The following is a 22,378-nucleotide window of genomic DNA, read 5'->3' as shown; positions in this document are numbered from 1 at the left end:
GGTGCGGACCGCGCGCAGGCGGACGAGTGGAGCAGGGGGACGGACGGCGATGGGCGAACTCAGGTCGCGGCGGTCGGTACTCGCGGTGCCGGGGTCCAACCCCCGGTTCGTGGACAAGGCTCGGGAACTGGACGCGGACGCCTTCTTCCTCGACCTGGAGGACGCGGTCGCGCCCCTGGAGAAGGACTCCGCCCGCCACGCCGTCGTCCGGGCGCTCAACGACGGCGGCTGGGACGGCAAGGTGCGGTCCGTCCGCGTGAACGACGTCACCACCGGGTGGGCCTACCGAGACGTCGTCGCCGTCGTCGAGGGCGCCGGCGCCGGACTCGACGCCCTGGTCCTGCCCAAGGTCACCTCGGCCCGCGACGTCCAGTGGCTCGACACCCTCCTCACCCAGATCGAACGCGCCGTCGGGCTGGAGGTCGGCCGGATCGGCATCGAGGCGCAGATCGAGGACGCCCGCGGCCTGGTGGCCGTGGACGCGATCGCCGCGGCCTCGCCCCGCCTGGAGAGCCTCGTCTACGGGCCCGCCGACTTCATGGCCTCCATCAACATGAAGAGCCTGGTCGTCGGCGAGCAGCCGCCCGGCTACGACACCGGCGACGCCTACCACTACGTGCTCATGCGCATCCTCACGGCCGCCCGCGCCCACGGGCTCCAGGCCATCGACGGCCCCTACCTCCAGATCCGGGACGTGGACGCGTTCCGCCGCTCCGCCGGGCGCACGGCCGCCCTCGGCTTCGACGGCAAGTGGGTCCTGCACCCGCTCCAGGTGGAGGCCGCCAACGAGGTGTTCGCGCCCTCCCAGGAGGACTACGACCACGCCGAGCTGATCCTGGATGCCTACGCCCACGCCACCACCGTTGACCGGCGCGGCGCCGTCATGCTCGGCGAGGAGATGCTCGACGAGGCCTCCCGCAAGATGGCGCTCGTGGTCGCGGGCAAGGGGCGCGCGGCCGGGATGGCCCGGACCCGCGCGTTCGACCCCGGGGCCTGAACCCGGACCCCTGCGGAGGGCGGACCCCGTGCGGACCCGCCCGGTCCGCACGGGCTCCGACCGGCGCGGAGTCTGACACGCGCCCCACCCCGCTCTTACCGCCCTCTCACCCTCATACGGAACCATGGGCGCCATGGAAGCCACCGCCACGGTTCTGGTCGCCGACGACGACCGCGCGATCAGGGACTCACTGGAACGCGCGCTCCAACTGGAGGGCTACAGGGTCAGGACGGTACCGGACGGGGTCCAAGCCCTCGCCGCCGTGCACGCCGACCCCGTCGACCTGCTCGTCCTCGACGTGATGATGCCGGGGGTGGACGGGCTCGGGGTGGCCCGCGTGCTGCGCGCCGAGCGCGACCGCACACCGATCCTCATGCTCACCGCGCGCGTGGAGACGCCGGACCGGGTGGCGGGGCTCGACGCGGGGGCCGACGACTACCTCGCCAAGCCCTTCGAGCTGGAGGAGCTCCTCGCCCGGCTGCGCGCCCTGCTGCGCCGGGCCGCGCCCTTTCCCGACGAGGCCTCCGAGCAGGGCCCGCTGCGCGTCGGCGAGCTGTCCCTGGACCCGGCCTCCCGCCGGGTCTGGCGCGGCGACCGCGAGGTCGAGCTGTCCAAGACCGAGTTCGACCTGCTCGAACTCCTGGTGCGCAACGCCGGGATCGTCCTGGACCACTCCACCATCTACGACCGCATCTGGGGCTACGACTTCGGCCCCGAGTCCAAGAACCTCGCCGTCTACATCAGCTACCTGCGCCGCAAGCTGGAGGACGGCGGGCCGCCGCTGATCCAGACCGTGCGCGGGGTCGGCTACACGCTCCGGCCGCAGGGTTGAGTCCCGTGCGACCCGACGACGGCACCCCGCGGGGACCCGGACACGGCACCCCGCACGGTCCCGGCGCCTCACCCGGCCCGGGGACACCCTCCGGCACCGGAGCCTCGGCCGCCTCGGGCCCCCCGCACGGCCCCGGCGCCGCGTCCGCTCCCAGGGCGCTGCTGTCCGCCGCGCGCACCGCCGTACCGAGGTGGCGCCGGACGCTCCTCCAACCGGGCGACTGGCGGCTGGGCACCCGCTTCGCGGTGATCTTCGCGCTGGTCGCCACCGTCGTCATCGCCCTGGTCGGCACCCTCGCCTACACCACCGCCGCCGCGCTCATCCGCTCCGACGCCCGCACCGAGTTCGAGAGCACCGTCACCGCCCTGTCCGACCAGCTCGTCGACTACCACCAGCAGGGGCGGGGAGGCTCCGCCGGTCCCGGCCCGTTCCTGCCCAGCGACAAGTTCCAGCTCCAGCTCCTCGAACCCGACGGCAGCAGGACGGTCAACATCGCCGACCCGTCCGAGATCATCCTGTTCGCACCGTCGCAGAGGGACCTGGAGGTCGCCGAGGAGCCTCGGCCCGGCATCGTCGACATGCGCGAGCAGGCCATCGGCGGCCAGGAGTACCGGCTGGCCACGGTCTCCCTCGGCGACGGCGCCGGGGCCCTCCAGCTCCTCCAGCGCCTGTCCCCGACCGAGCTGATGATCGACCGGCTGGCCACGCAGATCCTGTGGGTGGGCCTGTTCGTCGCCCTGTGCGCGGCCGCCGCGGGCTGGCTGGTGGGCCACCGCACCACCGGACGCCTGGTGCGCCTCACCGAGGCGGCCGAGTACGTCAGCTCCACCGGACGGCTCGACCCCGTGGACCCCGGCCGGAGCGGCGAGAGCCGCGAGGAGGACGTCGGCCGCGACGAGGTCGGCCGCCTCACCAGCGCGTTCAACGCCATGCTCGCCCGCCTGGCCCGTTCCAAGGACGAACAGCGCCGCCTCGTCCAGGACGCCGCGCACGAACTCCGCACCCCGCTGACCAGCCTCTACACCAACGTGCAGGTGCTCGACAGGGTGGACCGGCTCAGCCCTGAGGCGCGCGCGGGCCTCATCGAGGACCTGCGCGGCGAGACCCGTGAACTCACCGCGCTGGTCAACGAACTGGTCGGCCTGGCCACCGGCGACCACGAGGACGAGCAGATGAGCGCCGTCCCCCTCGCCGGGATCGCCGAGAAGGTCGCCGAGCGCGCCCGCCGCCGCACCGGCCGCGACATCGTCGTGGACGCCGACGACAGCGTCGTGTGGGGCCGTCCCGGCTCCCTGGAGCGCGCCGTCTCCAACCCGGTGGAGAACTCCGCCAAGTTCGACCCCGAGGGCACCGAGCCCATCGAGATCCGCGTGCGCGCGGGGGCGGTGGAGGTCCTGGACCGGGGGCCCGGCATCGACCCGGCCGAACTCGACCACGTCTTCGAACGCTTCTACCGGGCCGCCGTCGCCCGCGGCCTGCCCGGTTCCGGGCTCGGCCTGTCCATGGTCAGGGAGATCGCGCAGGCGCACGGGGGCGGGGTGTTCGCCCGCAACAGGGAGGGCGGCGGCGCCGTCATCGGCTTCCACCTGCCGTTGTTCACACCGCCGCGGGACGAGGAGCCGAAGGCGCGGGGGTGAGCGCCGCACCGGCTTCGGCGCCGGCCCCCGCACCGGCGGACGCCTCGCGGTAGATCCGCTCGAACCGCTCCAGCGAGTCCTCCAGCCGGTGCAGCTCGGCCATGCCGCGGCTGCGCGCGCCCATCCCGAGGCGTCGGCCCTCGTCGGCGACCACCGACTCCACCCGGGCGGCCAGCGCCTCCAGATCGCCGGGCGGGTAAAGGTACCCGTTGCCGCCCTCCTCCACCAGGTGCGGCAGAGCCATGGCGTCCGCCGCCACCACCGGCAGGCCGCTCGCCATCGCCTCCAGGGTGGCGATGCTCTGGAGTTCGGCGGTCCCGGCGATGGCCCACACGTCCGCGCACCGGTACACGTCGGGCAGGTCGGCGTGCGGCACGAAGCCCAGGAACACCACCCGGTCGGCCGCTCCGACCTCCGCCGCCAGCTCCTCCAGCCGCGCCCGGTGCGCGCCGTGCCCGGCCAGCACGAGCTGCACACCGTCGGTCAGGGCCACCGCGCGCACCAGTTCCTCCACGCGCTTCTCCTCGTCCAGCCGCCCCACGAACAGCACCGTCCCGCGGTCCGGCACGCCCAGCCGGGCGCGCAGCCGCCGCCGGGTGGCCGCGCCGCCGTCCAGCGGGCTGAACCGGTCCAGGTCGATCCCGCACGAGACCGGTTCGACCGGCCGGGCGAACCCCTGGTCGAGCAGCAGCCGCGCCGCCGCCGGGGTGGGCGCGGTAACGTGCCCGGCCCTGGACAGCACCGCGACCAGGTCCCACCAGGCCAGCCGGGCCGCGTGCGGGCGCAGCGGCGCGGGCACGCGCACGTAGTCGAAGAGGTTCTCCGGCATGAAGTGGTTGGTGGCCACCACGGGCACGCCGCGGGCGCGTGCGGCGGCGGCCAGCATCCGGCCGACGAGGAAGTGGTTCTGGATGTGGACGGCGTCCGGGCGCAGCCGGTCCAGGAGCCGGTCCAGGTGACCGCGCACGCCCAGCGGGACCGCGAGCCGCACGCTGTCGTGGACCAGGGAGGACACCGAGCGCAGCCGGTGCTCGACCACTCCGCCGCGCTCCGCCGTGTACGGGGCGCCCTCGGGCGAGGGGCACACCACGTGCACGCGCGCGCCGCGCGCGGCCAGACCGCGGGCGAGGCGGGCGGTGAAGTACGCGGCGCCGTTCACGTCGGGGGGATAGGTGTCGGTACCGATCAGGACACGCGCGCGGCGCGTCGCGCCGACGGCGGGCCGGGGCGGTGCCGCCGTGGGAGAGGCGAAGGACGTGGACATGACCTGATCTCCTTTGTCGGGTCGCCGCGTACGCCCGAGTGTGGGTCACCCGCGTTGACCCCCGCCGACCTCTCGGTGACCGCGGGGCGACCGCCCGGTGGCACGCGGCGATGGAGCGGGAGTTCCGTGCCCCCCGCCTACCCGGGAGTCCGGCCGCGCCGGCGGGCAGCGGCCTGCGGTCCGCGCGCCCGGGGTCCGCCACGCCTCCGGGGCGTGAACGCGGCTTCCGCCGCACACACGGCGGGCGGCCCCGGACCCGAGGGTCCGGGGCCGCCCGTGCGGGAAACGGGGCCGCTCCCGTCAGTTCCCGCCCTCCTCGTTCTGGGCCGCCTCCACGCTCTGCTCCCCGAGCGTCACCGTGACCTGCTCCTCGGAACCGCTGCCGCCGTCGGGGACGACCCCCAGGGTGACCTCCTCGCCGGGCTGGCGGGTCCGGATCTGCGCGATCAGCTCATCCGGCGTGGACACCTGCTCGCCGTCCACGGACACCACCACGTCACCGGCCTGGAGCCCGGCCTCGGCGGCCGCGCCGCCCTCGGTGACCTCCACGATCTCCGCGCCGCCGACGCGGGAGTTGGTGATGGTCGCCTCGATAGCCGGGTAGCTCGCGCTGCCGTCCTCGACCAGTTGCTCCGCGATGGGGCGGACCTGGTTGATCGGGATGGCGAAGCCCAGCCCGACCGACCCGCTGTCCTGCGAGACGCCCGCGATCGCGGTGTTGACCCCGATGACCTCGCCGTTCATGTTCACCAGCGGGCCTCCCGAGTTTCCGGGGTTGATCGCCGCGTCCGTCTGGATCGCGTTGATCACCGTGGAGGTCTGCCCGGACTGCCCGGTGTTCACCGGACGGTTCAGCGCGCTGACCACCCCCGTGGTCACCGTGCCCGACAGCCCCAGCGGGGAGCCGATCGCGACCACCTCGGCTCCCACGCCGACCTGCTCGGAGTCGCCGAGGGTGGCCGGGGTGAGGTCGTTGCGCCCCTCCGCCTGGATCACCGCGATGTCGGAGACCGGGTCCGAGCCCATGACCTCGGCGCGCGCGGAGCTGCCGTCGTTGAACAGCACCTCGATCGGACCGCCCTCGGCTGCGGCCACGACGTGCGCGTTGGTGAGGATCTGGCCGTCGGAGGAGATGACCACGCCGCTGCCGCCGCCGTTGGCGGTGCGGATGGACACCACGCTCGGCAGGACCGTGTCGGCGACCTCGCCGACCTCGCCCTCGGTCTGGGTGCTCTCCTGCTCCTGGTTGAGCGAGCTGATCGGCCCGCTCAGGCCGTTGGGGAACAGGTAGGCGGTGCCCAGGGCCGTCATCGGGCCCACGATGAGGCTCGTGACCAGGGCGGTGATCGCGGCGACGGTCACGATCCTGCCGGAGCCGCGCTTCCTGCCGCTTCCCTGCGGGGGCACCGACCCGGGGAAGGCGCCGCCGAACGGCGGCTGCCCGCCGTGGCCGCAGTGGTCCCCGGGACCGCCGGGGCCGCCCGCCCCGAACGCGCCGCCGTCACCGTACGGCGGCTGCCCGTGCCCGGTCGGCCCGTGGGGGCCGTTCTGCCCGCTGTGCGGGGGAGCGGGGTGGTGGGCGGAGAACTGCCCGTGCTGGCCTCCGGCGGCGCCGTAGCCGCCCCCGGGCGGCGGGAAGGTGTAGGAGGCGTGCTCCGGGTCGTTGGGCCCGGTGGCCCACCTCGGAGGCTGCCCGGGCGGGGAGAAGGTCGGCCCCGCCCCCGCGGGGCCGGTCTCCGGCCGCCCGTACAGCTCTGCCCCCGTGTACCCGCCCTGCTGGGACGGGAAGCCCTCACCCGTCTGCCCGGCCGCCGCGTACCCTCCGCTGCGCTCGGCGCCGGGGTACCCGCCGGATGGCACCTGACCGGGCTGTTCGCCGCTCTGCCACACGCCGGTGTAACCGCCGGGCTCGTCCTGAGCGGGCCGCTCCACGTGCTCGCCGGCCTCCCCGCCCCCGGACCCCCCACCGGTCCCCTGCGCCTCGGAGTCCCCGAAGGACCGCTGGGGCCCGGCGTGCTCGGCTCCGTGGGTCCGGCCGTCCTGTCCGGCGGGGACACCCCCGTGCTCCCCGCCGGACGCGCCACGGACGTCGGCGCCGTCAGCCGTGGAGGAGCCCCCCTCGTGCGGGCCGGAGGGCCCCGCCTGCTCGGCGGGCTCGGCGGGGCGGTGCTCGGGAAGCCCGTTCCCGGCCGTCGCACCGGGCTCGGTACCTGCACTCGGTTCGTTGGGGTTCAACTCATCCTCCGGCTGACGGGACGATGTTCAGTGACGTGTTCCATCATGCGACGCATGGGTTAGAACAGGGTGAGAGCGCGATATGCCGGGGTTTCGAGTCCTTCCGCCCCCCGCCCGGTCCGCGTCGGCGGTCCCGTGGTCCGGTGCCGTCGGACCGGGCCGCCCGTGACTGGCCCCGACGTCCGTGAGAGCATCCCAACCCCCGACGCCGCGACCCGACACGTCGCCCGTTACCCCGGCGCGCTCCCCGTAGGCGCCGTATGCACCACAATGCCCGAAACGATATCGTGCCGAAGCCAAAGCGAGACACCGGAGAAGAACCGACCTTGATCAAGATCGTGCTGGCCGATGACGAACACCTCGTGCGGGGGGCCATCGCCGCCCTCCTCGGCCTGGAGGACGACCTGGAGGTCGTCGCCGAGGTCGGCCGGGGCGACGAGGTGGTCGACGCCGTCCTGCGGCACGGAGCCGCGATCGCCGTCCTGGACATCGAGATGCCCGGCGCCACCGGGCTGGAGGTGGCCGCGCGGCTGCGGACGGACGCGCCCGACTGCGGCGTCGTCATCCTCACCAGCTTCGGCCGCCCCGGCTACCTGCGCCGCGCACTGTCCTCCGGCGCGCGCGGCTTCCTCGCCAAGGACGCCCCGGTCGACCAGCTCGCGGGCGCCATCCGCCGCGTGCACGGGGGCGGGCGCTACATCGACACCGACCTGGCCGCCGCCGCGATGGTCGGCGGCGAGAGCCCGCTCACCGACCGCGAGACCGAGGTGCTGCGCGCCGCCTCCGACGGGGCCACCGTCGCCAGGATCGCCGCTTCCCTCCACCTGACCGAGGGCACCGTGCGCAACTACCTCTCCAACGCCATCGGCAAGACCGGCGCCGACAACCGCATGTCCGCCATCCGCACCGCCCAGGACATGGGCTGGCTGTAGGCGCCACCCCGCCTGCTGCGACCCCGCTCCCGTGCTCCGGGCGCCCGACCGCGAGAAGGGCCGCGCCCAGCGTCCGCCGAGGGCGGTGGCGGGCGACGGACGGCGCGAAGGTCCGGGAACACCGCCTAGAGGAACCGCAGCACCAGCATCGCGGTGTCGTCGCTGCGCCCGCCCGGGGCGTACTCCTCCAGCTCCCGGTCGATGCGGCTGATCACCGCCTGGGCGGTCAGCCCCGCGCAGCCGGAGAAGATCTCCATCAGCCCCTCGTCGCCGAGCATGTCCGTGTTGCTGCGCCGCTCGGTCACGCCGTCGGTCACCGCCAGCACCACCTCGCCGGGGCGGATGTCCACGTTCTCGGTCGTGAACCCCACGTCCTCGAACGCGCCCAGCAGCGGCTGCGAGGCCCCGAAAGGCAGCACCTCGCCCTTCTGGTTCAGCCGCAGCGGCAGCGGGTGCCCGGCCGAGACCATCCGCAGCCGCATTCCGCCCCCGCCGTCCGTGGCCGGGGTCATCTCCCCGTACAGCATCGTCAGGAACCGGGTCGAGGTGTTCTCGTCCAGGATCGCCATGTTCAGCCGCTGCATGATGTGCGAGGGCGTGAACCCCTCCTTGGCCAGCGCCCGCAGCGTGTGCCGCGCCAGGCCGGTCACGGCCGCCGCCTCCGGGCCCGTACCGCACACGTCACCGATGGCGAAGCACCACCGGCCGCTCGCCGCGAACACGTCGTAGAAGTCCCCGCCCACCACGTTGCGCTCGTCGGCCGGACGGTAGAACACCGCGTGGTCCACGTTCGGGATCACCGGCTCCTTCTCCTTGGCCGGCAGCAGGCTGCGCTGGAGGGCGTCGCTCATCGCGGCCTGCTTCTCGTGCAGCCGTGCGTTCTCCATCGCCGAAGCCACCCGGCTGCTCAGGTCGTCGGCGACGTCCACCTCCTCGCGGGTGAAGTCGTCGGACTCGTTCTTGCCGATCGTCATCCGCCCCAGCGCGCGCCCGTGCGCCACCAGCGGGACGCAGATCGCCGGACCGCTCGCCAGATCCCGGACGAGCTGCTCGTCCAGACCCTCCTTGGCCAGCTCGGCCGGGGACCACAGAGGCTGCGGCTCCCTCTGCTCGTGCGGCGGCAGCCCGGTCAGCAGGGCGCGCAGGATGTCGTTGTAGTCCTCGTCGCTGTGCACCACGTGCGTCAGTCGCGAGACGCCCATCTCGTTGATCGTCTCGATGGCGCACCACCGGCCCAGCCGCGAGGTGATCAGCTGCGCCGCCAGCGCGCCCGTCATCCGCTCGTCCAGCGTGCCCGCGAGCAGGTCGCTGGCCTCGGCCAGGAAGCTCAGCGAGGCCCGCCTGCTCAGCTCCACCTCGGCCAGCCTGGCCCGCTCCACCGGCAGCGCGATCAGGTTCGCGCCCTCCTGGAGCCGCTTGGCCGCCGACGCCCCGAAGTGCCGGGCCCGCCGGGAGGCCGCCCCCAGCAGGCCGACCACCCGCCCGTCCACGATGAGCGGCGCCGTGACCAGAGAACGCATCCCCGCGCGCGACAGGCGCCCCCGGCTGGCGCGGGCGATCATCAGGTCGTCGTTGATCACCGCGCCCGGCTCCGGCGCCGACGACGGGAAGATCTCCTCCGTGCGCACGCGCAGCGGCCGCCACGGGGCGCCGCCCGAGGTCAGCCCGACCGCGGCGCGCACCTCCCACATGGTCTCGTCGGACGTCGCCAGGGTGATGTAGGCCGCGTCCGCGCCCAGCGCCGTGGCCGAGTGCTCCACGGTGCGCTCCAGCAGCTGCGGCAGGGACAGCCGTGAGCCCAGGGCGGAGGCCAGCGCCGACCACGGGGCGGGGCGCCCGGGACGGGAGGAGCTCTTGCGCACCGGCGGGGACTCCAGGGAGGCGCGCTCCCCTGACTCGTCCTCGATCCGGAACCACACGGCCTTGTCGTTGCGTCCGTAGCTCACGCCCCAGCTCGACGCGATCGCCGAGGCCAGGGCCAGCCCCAGACCGCCGCTGCGCCCGTTCTCCCGGGACGGGGAGGTGTCCACGGACAGGGGCCCGGCCTGCGGGACGGCGCGTTCGGGTACGGAGTCGGTGACCATCACCTCGGTCGCACCCTCCGACCGGCGCACGGTCACGTCCAGGGACGAGCGCGCGTGGATGACGGCGTTGGTGACCAGCTCGCTCACCAGCAGGATCACGTCGTCGGAGGGGTGGGTCACACCCCAGGACAGGAGGGTGTCGTGAACGAACTCGCGGGCCGCCGCCGCGGTCTCCGGGGCGGGCGGGAACTCTCGTCGAGCGACCTTCGACGCGTCGTGTGCTGGCAAGCCGTCGGTGTCCTTCGTCACTGGGTGCGTGCGCGGGGGGCGGTGGTCACTGCCACGATACGCGTGCCGGGGTGACCGGTGCCGCGCGAACCGTCACTTCCGCCCGCAGGGCCGCACGCCCGGGGCCGCCCGCCGGGCAGTACGTCCGCGGGCCGGGCCGGACCGGCCCGCCTCCGGACGCGTCGGCCGGGGGACAACATGACCAAGCCTCCTGTGCGGGGTGCTCCGGCCGGTTAGTGTAAGTCGACACATGCGCTTCTTTCGGGTGGTACCTCCCGCCGGTAGCGTGACGGGGTGTCACCAGGGGGCCGGCGCGGCGGAATCCGCGTGGTCCCCCCGTCCCGTGCGCGCTCCGCGGGCCGATCCGCCCGCGGGTGCCCGGCCCAAGGGGTCCGGGACGGGAGGCCGAGGTGGCGGAGCAGGCTGAGGAGGGGGTTCGATGCCCGAGGCGGTCAAGGAACTGGTGGCCGACGACCAGCTCGACGAGATTCTGCGTGCCCTGTACCGCATGCGCGACGGCGACTTCAGCGTCCGTCTGCGCAAGCGCGGCGGCGGCACCATGCGGGAGATCGCGTCCGTCTTCAATGAGGTGGTCGACCACAGCGAACAGCTCAGCGACGAACTCCAGCGCGTCGGCGACGTCGTGCGCAACGAGGGCAGGCTCAACGAGCGCGTCAACGTCAACCCCGCCCGGGGCGCCTGGGGCGAGAGCGCCTTGGCTCTCAACGTCCTGCTCGACGAGGTCGCCGAACCCGTGACCGACGTCGCAGGGGTCCTGGACTCGGTCGCGGAGGGCCAGCTCAGCCGCCGCGCCTCCACCGAGGGCCGCCGCGGAGAACTCAAGGGCGACCTGCTGCGCCTGGCCACCACGGTCAACCGCATGGCCGACCAGATGAGCGGCTTCGCCGGGGAGGTGACCCGGGTGGCCCGCGAGGTGGGCACCGAGGGCAAGCTCGGCGGCGCCGCGCAGGTCGAGGGGGTCTCCGGGGCCTGGCGCGAGGTGACCGAGTCGGTCAACCAGATGTCCTCGCGCCTGACCGACCAGATGCGCGACATCTCCGAGGTGACCACCGCAGTCGCCCGGGGCGACCTCAGCCGCAAGATCACGGTGGACGTACAGGGCGAGATGCTCGACCTCAAGGACACCGTCAACACCATGGTGGACCAGCTCTCCACCTTCGCCGACGAGGTGACCCGGGTGGCCCGAGAGGTGGGCACCGAGGGCAAACTCGGCGGACGCGCCAACGTGCGCGGCGTGCGGGGCATCTGGAAGGACCTCACCGAGAACGTCAACTCGATGGCGGACAACCTCACCAACCAGGTGCGCGACATCTCCCAGGTGACGACCTCCGTGGCCCGGGGCGACCTCACCCAGAAGGTCCAGGTCGACGTGCAGGGCGAGATGCTCGCCCTGAAGAACACCGTGAACACCATGGTCGACCAGCTCGACTCCTTCGCCGACGAGGTCACGCGCGTGGCGCGCGAGGTCGGCACGGAGGGCAAGCTGGGCGGGCGGGCCAACGTCAAGGGCGTGTCGGGCATCTGGAAGGACCTGACCGACAACGTCAACTCCATGGCCAACAGCCTCACCTACCAGGTCCGCAACATCTCCCAGGTGACGACGGCGGTCGCCACCGGTGACCTCACCAAGAAGATCACCGTGGACGCCCAGGGGGAGATGCTCGACCTCAAGGACACCATCAACAAGATGGTCGACCAGCTGGACTCCTTCGCCGGGGAGGTGACCAGGGTCGCCCGCGAGGTGGGCACCGAGGGCAAGCTGGCCGGGCAGGCGCACGTCCGCGACGTGTCCGGGGTCTGGAAGGACCTGACGGACAACGTCAACTCCATGGCCAACAACCTGACCTACCAGGTGCGCCAGATCTCCATGGTCACGCGCGCGGTGGCCGCGGGCGACCTGACCAAGAAGGTCACGGTCAACGCCAAGGGCGAGATCCTGGAGCTGAAGGACACCATCAACGTCATGGTGGACCAGCTCTCCGCGTTCGCCGACGAGGTCACGCGCGTGGCGCGCGAGGTCGGCACCGAGGGCAAACTGGGCGGTCGCGCCGACGTCAAGGGCGTCTCCGGTATCTGGAACGACCTCACCGAGAACGTCAACTCGATGTCGCACAACCTCACCACGCAGGTGCGCAACATCTCCGAGGTGACCACCGCCGTCGCCGCGGGCGACCTCACCAAGAAGATCGACGTCAACGCCCAGGGGGAGATCCTGGAGGTCAAGACGACGGTCAACACCATGGTCGACCAGCTTTCGGCGTTCGCCACCGAGGTGACCCGCGTGGCCCACGAGGTGGGCAGCCAGGGCCAGCTCGGCGGCCAGGCCAAGGTCGAGGGCGTCACCGGCACCTGGAAGCAGCTCACCGACAGCGTGAACGGCCTGGCCGGCAACCTGACCACGCAGGTCCGGGCGATCGCCGAGGTCGCCAACGCCGTCGCCAAGGGCGATCTGACCCGCAACATCCAGGTCGACGCCCGCGGTGAGATGGAGCAGCTCAAGCACAACATCAACCTGATGGTGTCCAACCTGCGCGAGACCACCGCCACCCAGCGCGACGCCGACTGGCTCAAGTCCAACGTGGCCCGCATCTCCGGCCACATCCAGGGCCACCGCGACCTCAAGGAGCTGGCCCGCCTCATCATGACCGAGGTGACGCCGCTCATCGGCGCCCAGCACGGCGCCTGCTACCTGCCCGAGGACCAGGACGACCAGGAGAACTTCCTGTTCTACGCGGGCTTCGGCTTCGACCCCGACGAGGACCGGCGCCGCGTCCGCTCGGGCATCGGCCTGGTGGGCGAGGCCCTCGCCCAGCAGGTGGAGCAGCAGGTCGGCAACATCCCGCCGGGCTACGTCAAGGTCGAGTCTGGGCTGGGGGAGGCCTCCCCGCGCAACCTGTACATCCTGCCGATCGTCTCCGAGGGGCGCTCGCTGGGCGCCATCGAGTTCGCCTCCTACGACGACTTCCGCGAGAGCCACAAGAACTTCCTGCGCCAGTTGGTGAGCCTGCTCGGCACCACCATCAACACCATCCTGGCCAACAACCGCACCGAGGACCTGCTCGAACAGTCCCAGCAGCTCACCAGCCAGCTCAGGGAGCGCTCCAACGAGCTCCAGCGCCAGCAGGAGGAGCTGCGCGGCAAGAACGCCGAGCTCCGGCAGAAGGCCACCCAGCTCGCCAACCAGAACCGGGCGATCGAGCTCCAGAACCAGCAGATCCAGCGCTCCCGCAACGCCCTGGAGGAGCGCGCCCACCAGCTCCAGGTCTCCTCCAAGTACAAGTCCGAGTTCCTGGCGAACATGTCGCACGAGCTGCGCACGCCGCTCAACAGCCTGCTGATCCTGGCCCGCCTGCTCGCCGACAACGCCGAGCAGAACCTGTCCGCCAAGCAGGTCGAGTTCGCCCAGACCATCCACAAGGCGGGCAGCGACCTGCTGCTGCTCATCGACGAGATCCTCGACCTGTCCAAGGTGGAGGCCGGGCGCGCCGAGGTGCAGCCCAGCGAGGTCTCCATCGCCCAGTTGGTCGACTACGTCGAGGCCACCTTCCGCCCGGTCACCGGGGACCAGGGGCTCGCCTTCGCGGTGGACGTGTCGCCGGACATCCCCGGCACCCTGTGGACCGACGAGCAGCGGCTCCAGCAGATACTGCGCAACCTGCTGTCCAACGCCGTCAAGTTCACCCCGCAAGGGGAGGTGCGGCTGCTCATCGAGCCCGCGTGGGCGCTGGAGGACGCCGACCTGGAGATGTTCGTACAGAACGAGGAGGTCATCGCGTTCACCGTCGCCGACACCGGCATCGGGATCGCCGAGGACAAGCTCCAGGTCATCTTCGAGGCCTTCCACCAGGGCGACGGCGGCACCTCGCGGCGCTTCGGCGGGACCGGTCTCGGTCTGTCCATCAGCCGCAACTTCGCCCGGCTGCTGGGCGGCGAGATCCGCGTGCAGAGCGTGCCCAACCAGGGCTCCACCTTCACACTGCTGCTCCCGGTGCGCCTGCCCGACGACGCGGGGGAGCGCGCCGAGGAGGCCGGGTCCACGGGCCGTGGCCTGAGCGGCATGGGCTCGGTGCCGATGCTCGACTCGGGCCGGGGCGCGTACACCGGCGGCTTCGAATCCTCCCCGCTGGACGACGGCTTCTCCATGCCGGACGAGGACTTCGACGCGGCCCTGGCCGCCCTCACCGACATCAGCGACGAGCCGCTGCCCACGGTCCCGGTGCTCAAGGCACCCGAGCCCCAGGCGGCGGCCGAGGGCGAGGCGCCCGAGCAGCCGGCCGAGTCCGAGCCGCGCACCGACCCCGAGCGGCGGGCCGTCCTGAACGGCCAGCGGGTCCTCATCGTCGACGACGACGTCCGCAACGTCTTCGCGCTCACCAGCGCTCTGGAGGCGCAGGGCCTGGAGGTCCTCTACGCTGACAACGGGCACGCCGGAATCGCCAGGCTGGAGGCCAACGAGGACATCGCGCTCGTCCTGATGGACGTGATGATGCCCGAACTGGACGGCAACCAGACCACCCAGCGGATCCGGGAGATGCCGCAGTTCGCCGGTCTGCCGATCATCTCGCTCACCGCCAAGGCGATGCAGGGTGACCGCGAGCGCAGCCTCGCGGCGGGCGCCACGGACTACGTGACCAAACCGGTCGACCTGGACCACCTGCTGGACGTCATGCGGCGCTGGCTCACCGCGGGGCGCGAGGAGACCATCGCCGGAGCGGCGGCCGACAGCGGGGGCGGCGCGGCCTCGGACGGGCACGGCCGCGCGACGTCCGGGCCGGAGGAGGCCGGTGCCGGGCATGACAACGATCCGAACGGGGAGGCTGGCACCAGCACCCCGAGCGAAGACCTGGAGTAACCCGACGTGACCCAGAAGGCCAACATCCTTCTCGTCGACGACCGCGACGAGAACCTGATCGCGCTGGAGGCCGCACTCACCTCACTCGACCAGAACCTGGTCAGGGCCAACTCCGGTGAGGAGGCGCTCAAGCACCTTCTGGGCACCGACTTCGCGGTCATCCTGCTCGACGTGGTCATGCCGGGGATGGACGGCTTCGAGACCGCCGCGCACATCAAGCAGCGCGAGAAGACCAAGGACGTGCCGATCATCTTCCTGACCGCCCAGGAGGTCGACCGGCACCAGGTCTTCCGCGGCTACGCCTCGCGCGCGGTGGACTTCCTGCTCAAGCCGTTCGACCCCTGGGTGCTGCGCTCCAAGGTCGAGGTGTTCGTGGAGCTGCACCAGCTCAAGGCGCAGATGCGCGAGCAGGCCCGCGCACTCCAGCGCGACCTGGGCCAGGAGACGGGCGAGCCCGGCAAGGTCCTGGCCGAGCAGCTCGCGCAGCGCTCCCGCCAGGTCCAGGCCGACCTCGCCCAACTGCGCGAGCACATCGTGACCAACTACCAGGACGCGGACCAGAGCCTCGTGGACGGCGTGCGCCGGGTGGACAGCGCGGTCTCGCGCCTGTCCACCCTCGTGGACACCCTCCACGGCCCCGCATGACAACGGCCCCGGTCCTGGGAGGACCCCCTGCGGGGGTTGGTCCGGGCGCCCGTGGGGTTCTGGCGGTGGCGGGCGACGGGTGGGCACGAGTGAACCCGCCGTAGGCGCCGGAGGTTCCCGCTCTCCGGGCCTCCGGACACGGGGCGAAGCGGAGCGGAGCCCCGAAGAAACACGGCTCAGGCGGAGGGCCGGGGCGGCAGCGCCAGGCCGATGTGCTCGCCGATCTCCTCGATCAGGCCCAGGTCGGCCAGGCGGAAGCTGCCCCGGTTGCTGCGGCGGATCAGGGTGAGCGCGCCGCGCACGCCCCGGCTGCCGCGCAGGGGGACCGACAGCAGCGAGCCGGCGCCCAGCATCGACAGCAGCGGCGCGCCGGACGGGGCGTGGCCCAGCACGGCCTCGTCCTCGATCAGCGGGAACAGCAGGGACTGGCCCCGCTCCAGCACCTCGCCCGGGATGTCGGAGTCCCCTGGCGCCGCCGAGGCCACCGCCTCCCTCTGCGCGGCGGGCGCGTCAGCCGGGCCCGCGACCACGGCGCGGCGGGGTGCCACGGAGGAGGTCGGCAGGTCGCACACGTCCACGACCACCCAGTCGGCGTAGGAGTCGGCCAGCAGGTCGGCGGCGTCCGCGAGCGCGAGCGGTTTCCCCGCACCCCCCGGCCCGGCCGAGCGCAGCAGCAGCCGCGTCATCCGGGTCAGCACGTCCAGCCTGCGCGCGGCCAGCACCACCACCTGGTCCTCCACCTGCGTCTCCAGCGGGGCGGGGCCCTCCTCCTCGGCGCCGTTCATCGGCGGCGACATCGCCACCAGAACCAGCGGGTTGGGCTCGGTGGGCAGCTCCAGCCGCGTCAGGGTCAGGTGCACGTCCTCGGCCCAGCCGCGCTGGGCCAGCCTGGACTCCAGCGCGGCGTCGCCGTGGCCGCGCAGCACCGCGGCCAGCCAGGACTGCATGGCCGCGCGCTTGCGCAGGTCGACGAAGTGGGCGAAGGGCTTGCCGGTGAGGTAGCCGGGCGCGCTGCCCAGCCGCGAGGCACCGGAGTTGTTGATGCGCCGGATGTAGCCCTCGTGGTCCAGCAGCACCGTGGGGACGCTCAGCTCCTGGAACACCGCGCGCAGCAGCGCCCGGTCGCCGTCGTCGCCTTGGCGGCGCGGCTCGGGCTGGGCGTGGGCCCGGGCCAGTCCGGCCCCCGCGTCGCCCAGCAGGCGTTCGGCGTACTCCAGTTCGGCCAGGGCCGCCTCGGCTGTGCCCTGGGCGTCGTCGGGATACATGGTGTGCGTGTTGCGCAGGGCCGCGATGCGTTCACCCAGTGCGGTGATCTCACGCTGCAACCCGGCGAGGTTCTCCGGCACGCTCAGGTCTCCCGTCGTGGATGGCGTCTTCCCGAAGAGGGCGGATGTCCGCTCCCGCGGTCTTCCAAGGTTACGGTTAGTCCGAGCCCGGAAACGGCAAGGAGGCCCGACTGTGTGGATCGAACGCCTGGCCCGGGACATCGGCGCGCTGGGACAGGCGGACGGCACGACCCTGGAACGTGCCCTGGACCAGATGAGCAGGGCCGCGGCCCTGGGCGTCCCCGGCTGCTCGGCCGCCCTCGTCGTGGTCTGGCGCGAGGTCGAGGGGGCCGACGGCTCCGTGCGGCACGTCGTCACCGACTACGGAGCCTCCCACGCGGACCTGTCCGTGGCCTTCGAGCACCAGTACACCACCGACCAGGGCCCCACCGTCGAGGCCGTCCGCGAGATGGGGCGGGTGCGGGTGGGCGACATCCTGCGCGAACCCCACCGCTGGCCCCGCTACACCAGCATGGCGGTCCAGTGCGGGGATCGCTCCTCCATCACCCTGCCGAGCCTGCTCCCCGGCGAGGGCGACGACAGGGTGATCACCTTCGGCGTCCACTCCGGCCGGGCCGACGCCTTCGACGAGGAGGTCGTCGCCCCGCTGACCGCCCTGCTCGCCGAGCACGCCGCCGTGTCGCTGTACAGTGCCGGACGCCGGGCCGACGTGGCCAGGGAGACCGCCCACATGCGCCGGGCCATGTCCGCGCGTACGGTGATCGACCAGGCCAAGGGCATCATCATGCACGCCCGCGGCTGCGACGCCGACACCGCCTTCGCCGCGCTGCGCGAGGTCGCCCAGCGCAACCGCAAACGGGTGGTGGACGTGGCCCGCGACCTCGTGGCCGAGAACACCGGTCCCCAGTCCCGGGTGCGCCCCGACCGAAGGTGAACGGGCGGGCGACACCGGGCGATGAGTCCCGAGCGTGATCGAAAAGCGCCATGATGAGGGCTCGGGGCCGTCCTGGAACAAGAAGGAGAAGTGACCGTGACGTCAGACATCTCGATCCGTCGCGAGGATGACGTCGTCGTCGTCACCCCCGCGGGGGAGATGGACGCGGTGACCTCTCCCGCGCTGGCCGACGTCCTCGACGGCCTCCTGGCCGCCGAGCCGCCACGGGGGGTGGTGGTCGACCTCGCCAAGGTGTCCTTCTGCGACTCGCGCTGCATCGGCGTGCTCGTCTCCGCCTACCGGCAGGCCCGGGACCTGGGCGTGGGCCTGATGGTCTCCGAGCCCCAGCCGCAGGTCAACCGCCTGTTCGTGATAGCCGGGATCGACCAGGTCATCCCGATCGCGGCCAGCACCGGTGCCGCGGCCGAGTCCCTCAGGGGGTGAGCGGGGCCCGCGTCCCGGACTGGTGGACGGTCCCGGGCTCCCCGGCCCCGTCCACGAAGTGCAGCCGTACCAGGGAGCCCTCGCCGCTGCCGCTGATCTCCAGGAAGTCGCAGGTCTGCCTGGTGATCCACAGCCCGTACCCGCGCGGGCGCATGTTGTCGGCCGGGCGGTAGCCGGTGAGCGGGTCGAAGAGCCCGCCCCGCTCGTCGAACACGTCGCACACCCACCGCCCCGGGGCGCGCCAGACCTGCACGGTGCCCTTGCCCGCGCCGTGCTCCAGAACGTTGGCGGCCAGCTCGTTGACCGCCACCACCAGGCTGTCGATCCGCTCGGGCGGGAACCCCGTGGACTCGCCGAGCGCGGCCAGGTCGGCGCGCAGCCGCGGCAGGGACATCCCGATCTCCAGCCGGTGCACGGGCCCGCTGACCGGCAGCGGCTCGGGGGCGACCGGCCGGGTGCCGAAGGCGGCCGTGCCCAGGTAGGCGGGGTTGGGACGGGGCCCGTCGGACTCCACCAGCACGGGGTGGGTGGCCACCACCGCGGACCGCGTCCGCGGGGTCAGGTCGCGTTCGTCGTGGACGCACAGCAGAGTCAGCCGCTGCGGGGCCAGCGCAGTGGACAGCACCGACTCCAGCCGGTGCCACTCGCGCAGCTCCATCTCCGAGACCGGCAGCGGGGGCTCGGCCACCACGACCACCGGCACGGGGTCGTGGACCAGCGCCAAGCGGTGCAGGGCGGCCAGGGTGCGCCCCGGGGCGTCGTAGAACCGGTTCCGCTCCAAGACGTGCACGCGCTCGCGCTCGGAGTCGGACAGCGCCCCGACGAGCGCCGCGGCGCGCTCGCCGGAGACCGCGAGCACCGTGTGGGCGTTTTCGCGTACGGCTGAGCGCAACCGCTGGCGGGCCACCTCGTGGAACCGCTGCCCGCGGCGGAAGAGCAGTCCCTGGTGTTCGAAGGTCATCGGTACGTGGCGTCCGCGCCCGGGGCCGTCCGTCCGGCCGCCGGGCACCACTGTCTGTCTACCCGCTGCGGCCCCCCGGGGGGAACCCCCGGGGGCCGGTGGGCCGGGCACGCCGTCAGGACGGGCACGGCTCAGCGCGCGGTCCCGGACAGTAGCAGACCGTCCGTCTCGTCCTCGTCGGCGCGGTCCTGTTGCGTCTGCTGCGGGCGGGAGCGCTCGTAGGCGAGCTCCGTCTCGACGGCGATCCGCTGCCAGGTGAACCGGGAGCGGGCCCGGTCCACGGCGGCGATGCCGTACGCGGTGCTCATGGTCGGGGTGTTGAGGACCGCGCGCACGGAGCGCACGATCTCGTCGGGGCGGCCGAAGCGCATCAGCACGCCGCTGGTGCGGTGCAGGACCGCCCCCGGGGTGGCGCCGGTGGCGGTGGCCACCACGGGCAGGCCGCACGCCATGGCCTCCAGCACGGCCCCGCCGTAGGGCTCGTAGGAGGCGGCGGACACGTATACGTCGGCGGAGCGCAGCAGGCGGGGCAGCTCCTTGCGCTCCACGGGCCCGGCCAGGTGGACGCGGTCGTTCACTCCGGCCTCCTTGGCCAGGAGCTCGATCCGGCGGGCGTCCTCGTCCAGGGCCACGTCCAGGTCCTCTGCGGTGGAGACGAGCAGCAGCTCGGCTTCGGGGAGGCGGGTCATGGCCTCCACGAGCCGGTCGGCGCCGCCGGCCTCGGTCAGGGAGGTGACCGAGACCAGGCGGGAGCGCTCCTCGCGCCGGGAGTGCCAGTGCTCGGAGGAGGCGCTGCCCTCCACGCTGAAGTGGTCGGGGTCGACACCGAAGGGCACGACGTTGACGTGGTGGCGGGGGACGCCCAGGCGGGCCAGCTCGACCTGCTGGTCGGTGGAGTTGACCAGCACGCGGTCGGCGCGCGAGGCGAGGATGGTCTCCATGCGGGCGCGCTCGGGGTGGTGGCCGAGGCCGGAGCGCTGCTCGCTGGCGTTGAGGGAGTGGAAGGTCTGCACCAGGGGCGTACCGCTCTGGTCGCTTTCGCTGTGCGCCTGCGCGTGCAGGGCTGCCAGGCCGCTGGTCCAGCCGATCGCGTGCAGGACGTCGGGGCGGTCCTCGTCCAGGACGGAGGCCAGGGCGCTGCCGAAGGCGCCGGTGTGCTCGGCGTGCTCCTCGGGGGACAGCGGCCGGGCCGGACCGGCGTCCAGGTAGGCGACGGAGACGCCGCGCGCCATGCGGGTGCGGCCGTCGGGCTGGTCGGGGTCGCTGCGGCGGGCGTAGACCGTCACCCGGTGGCCCCGCTTGGCGAGCTGGCGGGACAGGGCGCACACGTGCAGGCTCGCGGGGCAGGCGGGCTCGCCCCTGTGCGCGGGGAGGGGGTTGGCGTGTTCGGCGACCATGGCGATCTTCACTGGGCTGAACTCCTTGGACACGGTCTCATCCGGATGTCCGTCGTAGGTGCGCCCGAGGCGACTCCGGAGCGGGGATCGGAGTCCTCACGGGCGGGGCTGGTGCCGTGGCGCCGGTTCCCGGGCCGTTGGACCGGGTCCGGCGGGAAGGTGGCTGCGGGGGAGGCGGGGCGCGGTCAGGGGATCGCGGCACACGGTGCCGGACGGCGCGCCGGTGGAGGCCTCCCGGCAGCAAGGGAAGCCGTAGGCGCATGGCGCGTACGGCTGCCGTCGAAAGGAGGGGGGAGAGGAGGAAAGAAGGGAAGACGCACGGAGATCACACCAAACGACCGGTCGAGGAGGACTGGGGCCACCGTGCGTGACAGGATGATGCCGCACGGGGCTGGTCGTGTGTGTCTGCGTCTTAGACACCCAACGGGGTTCATTCTGCCAGACGGTTCGCGTCTCGACAACGTGACGCGAATCCGACACCAAGAGACGCGGGGGTTCGGTGCTGTCCGTAACCCCGGAGTTCTCCCGGATGGTCTGCGGTTTCGCGGTACCCGTGGGTGGCCCCTGTCGGGCCGGCCGCACCGCCGCTACTGTCGGACCGGAACACCGGGACCGCCCGGCGCGCGCCGCGGATCGTCCGGCACGACGACTCCGTCGTCGGGAACCGGGGCGGGAACTGCGTATCCGGGTGTTTTCCGCCATGATGTACGCGGATTTTGACCCACTCCGGCGGTGGCTCGGTACGGTGACAGAATCCAGACGTTGAACGGGACTCGACCAAGGCCCGGCGCGGGGCGCCGGGCAACCGGCCACGGCCGATGAAACGGGAGGAAGGGCGTATGGGTGTCGCTGGTGGGGAAGTCATTGTCACGGCCCTCACGCACCGGGGCGCTATCCGCCCCGCCAACGAGGACGCCGTCGTCATGGGTGCCCTGACCGTCGCCAGTGCGAACATGACCTCGCCGGTGCGCTGCGTGCTCCCGGTCGGGGAGCCCGTCATCCTGGCGGTCGCCGACGGGATCGGCGGTCAGGCCGCGGGGGAGATCGCCTCCGAGCACGCCGTGCACCGCATGGCCGAGATGGGGCCGCGGCTCAACGGTCCCGAGGAGATCGCCCAACTGCTGAGCAACATCGACGAGGAGATCAAGGACCACGCCACCCAGCACACCGAGTTCTCCGGTATGGGGACCACGGTCGCGGGCGTCCTGCTCAACAACGACGGCAACTTCTGGTTCAACGTCGGCGACTCCCGCACCTACCGCCTGGAGGGGCGCCGCCTGCGCCAGCTCTCGGAGGACGACTCGCCCGCGCTGCCCCCGTCCGAGGACGGCCGTCCCGTCACCACGAACTTCATCACCCAGTCCCTGGGCGGCAGTTCGGGCGGCACGATGGTCCCGCACGTGGGCCGGGACGACGCGGCCGACCCCAGCGCCTGGCTCATGTGCAGCGACGGCCTGTCCGACCTGGTCCTGCCCGAGGAGATGGAGCGGATGATCGCCGAGGCGGGCAGCGACGAGGCCGCCGTGTACGCCCTGTGGCAGGCCGCCATGGAGGCGGGCGGCAAGGACAACATCAGCATCCTTCTGGCACGCCGCGTCTGATCCGTCCCGACCGGGCCGCCCCCTACCC

At 72.8% G+C, this 22,378-nt stretch carries 15 protein-coding genes; 9 read left to right on the top strand and 6 right to left on the bottom strand.

The annotated features are described in order from the left end of the window. Positions 1-49 precede the first annotated feature (49 nt). The 3 genes from ABD54_RS13105 to ABD54_RS13095 all read left to right on the top strand — a co-directional run bounded on the left by ABD54_RS13105 (position 50) and on the right by ABD54_RS13095 (position 3,466). The gene (locus tag ABD54_RS13105) at positions 50-997 is read left to right on the top strand and encodes a CoA ester lyase (protein WP_047869748.1); all 948 of its coding nucleotides are present in this window, start codon (positions 50-52) and stop codon (positions 995-997) included. Positions 998-1,130: 133 nt separating this feature from the next. Next, the gene (locus ABD54_RS13100; protein WP_047869757.1) at positions 1,131-1,829 is read left to right on the top strand and encodes a response regulator transcription factor; all 699 of its coding nucleotides are present in this window, start codon (positions 1,131-1,133) and stop codon (positions 1,827-1,829) included. Positions 1,830-1,990: 161 nt separating this feature from the next. After that, positions 1,991-3,466 carry a HAMP domain-containing sensor histidine kinase gene (locus tag ABD54_RS13095; RefSeq protein ID WP_047869756.1) on the top strand — a complete coding sequence of 492 codons (1,476 nt, stop codon included), beginning with the start codon at positions 1,991-1,993 and terminating at the stop codon, positions 3,464-3,466. On the opposite strand, the gene ABD54_RS13090 is transcribed toward ABD54_RS13095, so the two are convergent. Both ABD54_RS13090 and ABD54_RS13085 read right to left on the bottom strand, forming a co-directional pair. Further along, positions 3,426-4,730 carry a glycosyltransferase gene (locus tag ABD54_RS13090; RefSeq protein ID WP_047869747.1) on the bottom strand — a complete coding sequence of 435 codons (1,305 nt, stop codon included), beginning with the start codon at positions 4,728-4,730 and terminating at the stop codon, positions 3,426-3,428. The genes ABD54_RS13095 and ABD54_RS13090 overlap by 41 nt on opposite strands. Before the next feature lie 300 nt (positions 4,731-5,030). Then, the gene (locus tag ABD54_RS13085) at positions 5,031-6,965 is read right to left on the bottom strand and encodes a trypsin-like peptidase domain-containing protein (protein WP_047869746.1); all 1,935 of its coding nucleotides are present in this window, start codon (positions 6,963-6,965) and stop codon (positions 5,031-5,033) included. 326 nt (positions 6,966-7,291) lie between these two features. On the opposite strand from ABD54_RS13085, the gene ABD54_RS13080 reads away from it, so the two are divergent. Beyond that, positions 7,292-7,897 carry a response regulator transcription factor gene (locus tag ABD54_RS13080; RefSeq protein WP_047869745.1) on the top strand — a complete coding sequence of 202 codons (606 nt, stop codon included), beginning with the start codon at positions 7,292-7,294 and terminating at the stop codon, positions 7,895-7,897. 125 nt (positions 7,898-8,022) lie between these two features. Here ABD54_RS13080 and ABD54_RS13075 read toward each other — a convergent pair whose 3' ends face one another. Continuing rightward, a complete protein-coding gene (locus tag ABD54_RS13075; RefSeq protein WP_047869755.1) occupies positions 8,023-10,209 on the bottom strand; it encodes a SpoIIE family protein phosphatase in 2,187 nt (728 codons plus the stop codon). A 439-nt stretch (positions 10,210-10,648) separates the two neighbouring features. On the opposite strand from ABD54_RS13075, the gene ABD54_RS13070 reads away from it, so the two are divergent. Both ABD54_RS13070 and ABD54_RS13065 read left to right on the top strand, forming a co-directional pair. Continuing rightward, positions 10,649-15,082, top strand: a complete 4,434-nt coding sequence (locus ABD54_RS13070; RefSeq protein ID WP_047869744.1) for a HAMP domain-containing protein — start codon at positions 10,649-10,651, stop codon at positions 15,080-15,082. A 6-nt stretch (positions 15,083-15,088) separates the two neighbouring features. Beyond that, positions 15,089-15,727, top strand: coding sequence for a two-component system response regulator (locus ABD54_RS13065; RefSeq protein WP_047869743.1), 639 nt, complete (start codon positions 15,089-15,091; stop codon positions 15,725-15,727). A gap of 176 nt (positions 15,728-15,903) precedes the next feature. On the opposite strand, the gene ABD54_RS13060 is transcribed toward ABD54_RS13065, so the two are convergent. Then, positions 15,904-17,073 carry a GAF domain-containing protein gene (locus tag ABD54_RS13060; RefSeq protein WP_047869742.1) on the bottom strand — a complete coding sequence of 390 codons (1,170 nt, stop codon included), beginning with the start codon at positions 17,071-17,073 and terminating at the stop codon, positions 15,904-15,906. Between the two features lie 112 nt (positions 17,074-17,185). Between ABD54_RS13060 and ABD54_RS13055 the strand changes: the two genes are divergently transcribed. Together ABD54_RS13055 and ABD54_RS13050 are read left to right on the top strand one after the other, a co-directional pair. After that, entirely contained in the window at positions 17,186-17,947 is a 762-nt protein-coding gene (locus ABD54_RS13055) for a GAF and ANTAR domain-containing protein (protein WP_047869741.1), read from the top strand. 96 nt (positions 17,948-18,043) lie between these two features. Continuing rightward, positions 18,044-18,391, top strand: a complete 348-nt coding sequence (locus ABD54_RS13050; RefSeq protein ID WP_047869754.1) for an STAS domain-containing protein — start codon at positions 18,044-18,046, stop codon at positions 18,389-18,391. Here ABD54_RS13050 and ABD54_RS13045 read toward each other — a convergent pair. Next, positions 18,381-19,352, bottom strand: coding sequence for an anti-sigma factor RsbA family regulatory protein (locus ABD54_RS13045; RefSeq protein ID WP_047869740.1), 972 nt, complete (start codon positions 19,350-19,352; stop codon positions 18,381-18,383). The genes ABD54_RS13050 and ABD54_RS13045 overlap by 11 nt on opposite strands. Positions 19,353-19,483: 131 nt before the next feature. After that, a complete protein-coding gene (locus ABD54_RS13040) occupies positions 19,484-20,761 on the bottom strand; it encodes a glycosyltransferase (protein WP_047869739.1) in 1,278 nt (425 codons plus the stop codon). 827 nt (positions 20,762-21,588) lie between these two features. Between ABD54_RS13040 and ABD54_RS13035 the strand changes: the two genes are divergently transcribed. Then, positions 21,589-22,350, top strand: coding sequence for a PP2C family serine/threonine-protein phosphatase (locus ABD54_RS13035; RefSeq protein WP_017567879.1), 762 nt, complete (start codon positions 21,589-21,591; stop codon positions 22,348-22,350). Positions 22,351-22,378 lie beyond the last annotated feature (28 nt).

This window comes from Nocardiopsis sp. RV163 (assembly GCF_001029525.1).
Classification (GTDB): Bacteria; Actinomycetota; Actinomycetes; order Streptosporangiales; family Streptosporangiaceae; genus Nocardiopsis; species Nocardiopsis dassonvillei.
The sequence above is the reverse complement of the archived record's forward strand: the minus strand, read 5'-3'. Positions and strand labels throughout refer to the sequence as shown.

What these genes read in the sequence shown, in the direction of transcription:
- ABD54_RS13035 (WP_017567879.1), top strand. Translation starts at nt 21,589, where the DNA reads ATGGGTGTCGCTGGTGGGGAAGTCATTGTCACGGCCCTCACGCACCGG.
- ABD54_RS13090 (WP_047869747.1), bottom strand. Translation starts at nt 4,730, where the DNA reads ATGTCCACGTCCTTCGCCTCTCCCACGGCGGCACCGCCCCGGCCCGCC.
- ABD54_RS13070 (WP_047869744.1), top strand. Translation starts at nt 10,649, where the DNA reads ATGCCCGAGGCGGTCAAGGAACTGGTGGCCGACGACCAGCTCGACGAG.
- ABD54_RS13100 (WP_047869757.1), top strand. Translation starts at nt 1,131, where the DNA reads ATGGAAGCCACCGCCACGGTTCTGGTCGCCGACGACGACCGCGCGATC.
- ABD54_RS13045 (WP_047869740.1), bottom strand. Translation starts at nt 19,352, where the DNA reads ATGACCTTCGAACACCAGGGACTGCTCTTCCGCCGCGGGCAGCGGTTC.
- ABD54_RS13105 (WP_047869748.1), top strand. Translation starts at nt 50, where the DNA reads ATGGGCGAACTCAGGTCGCGGCGGTCGGTACTCGCGGTGCCGGGGTCC.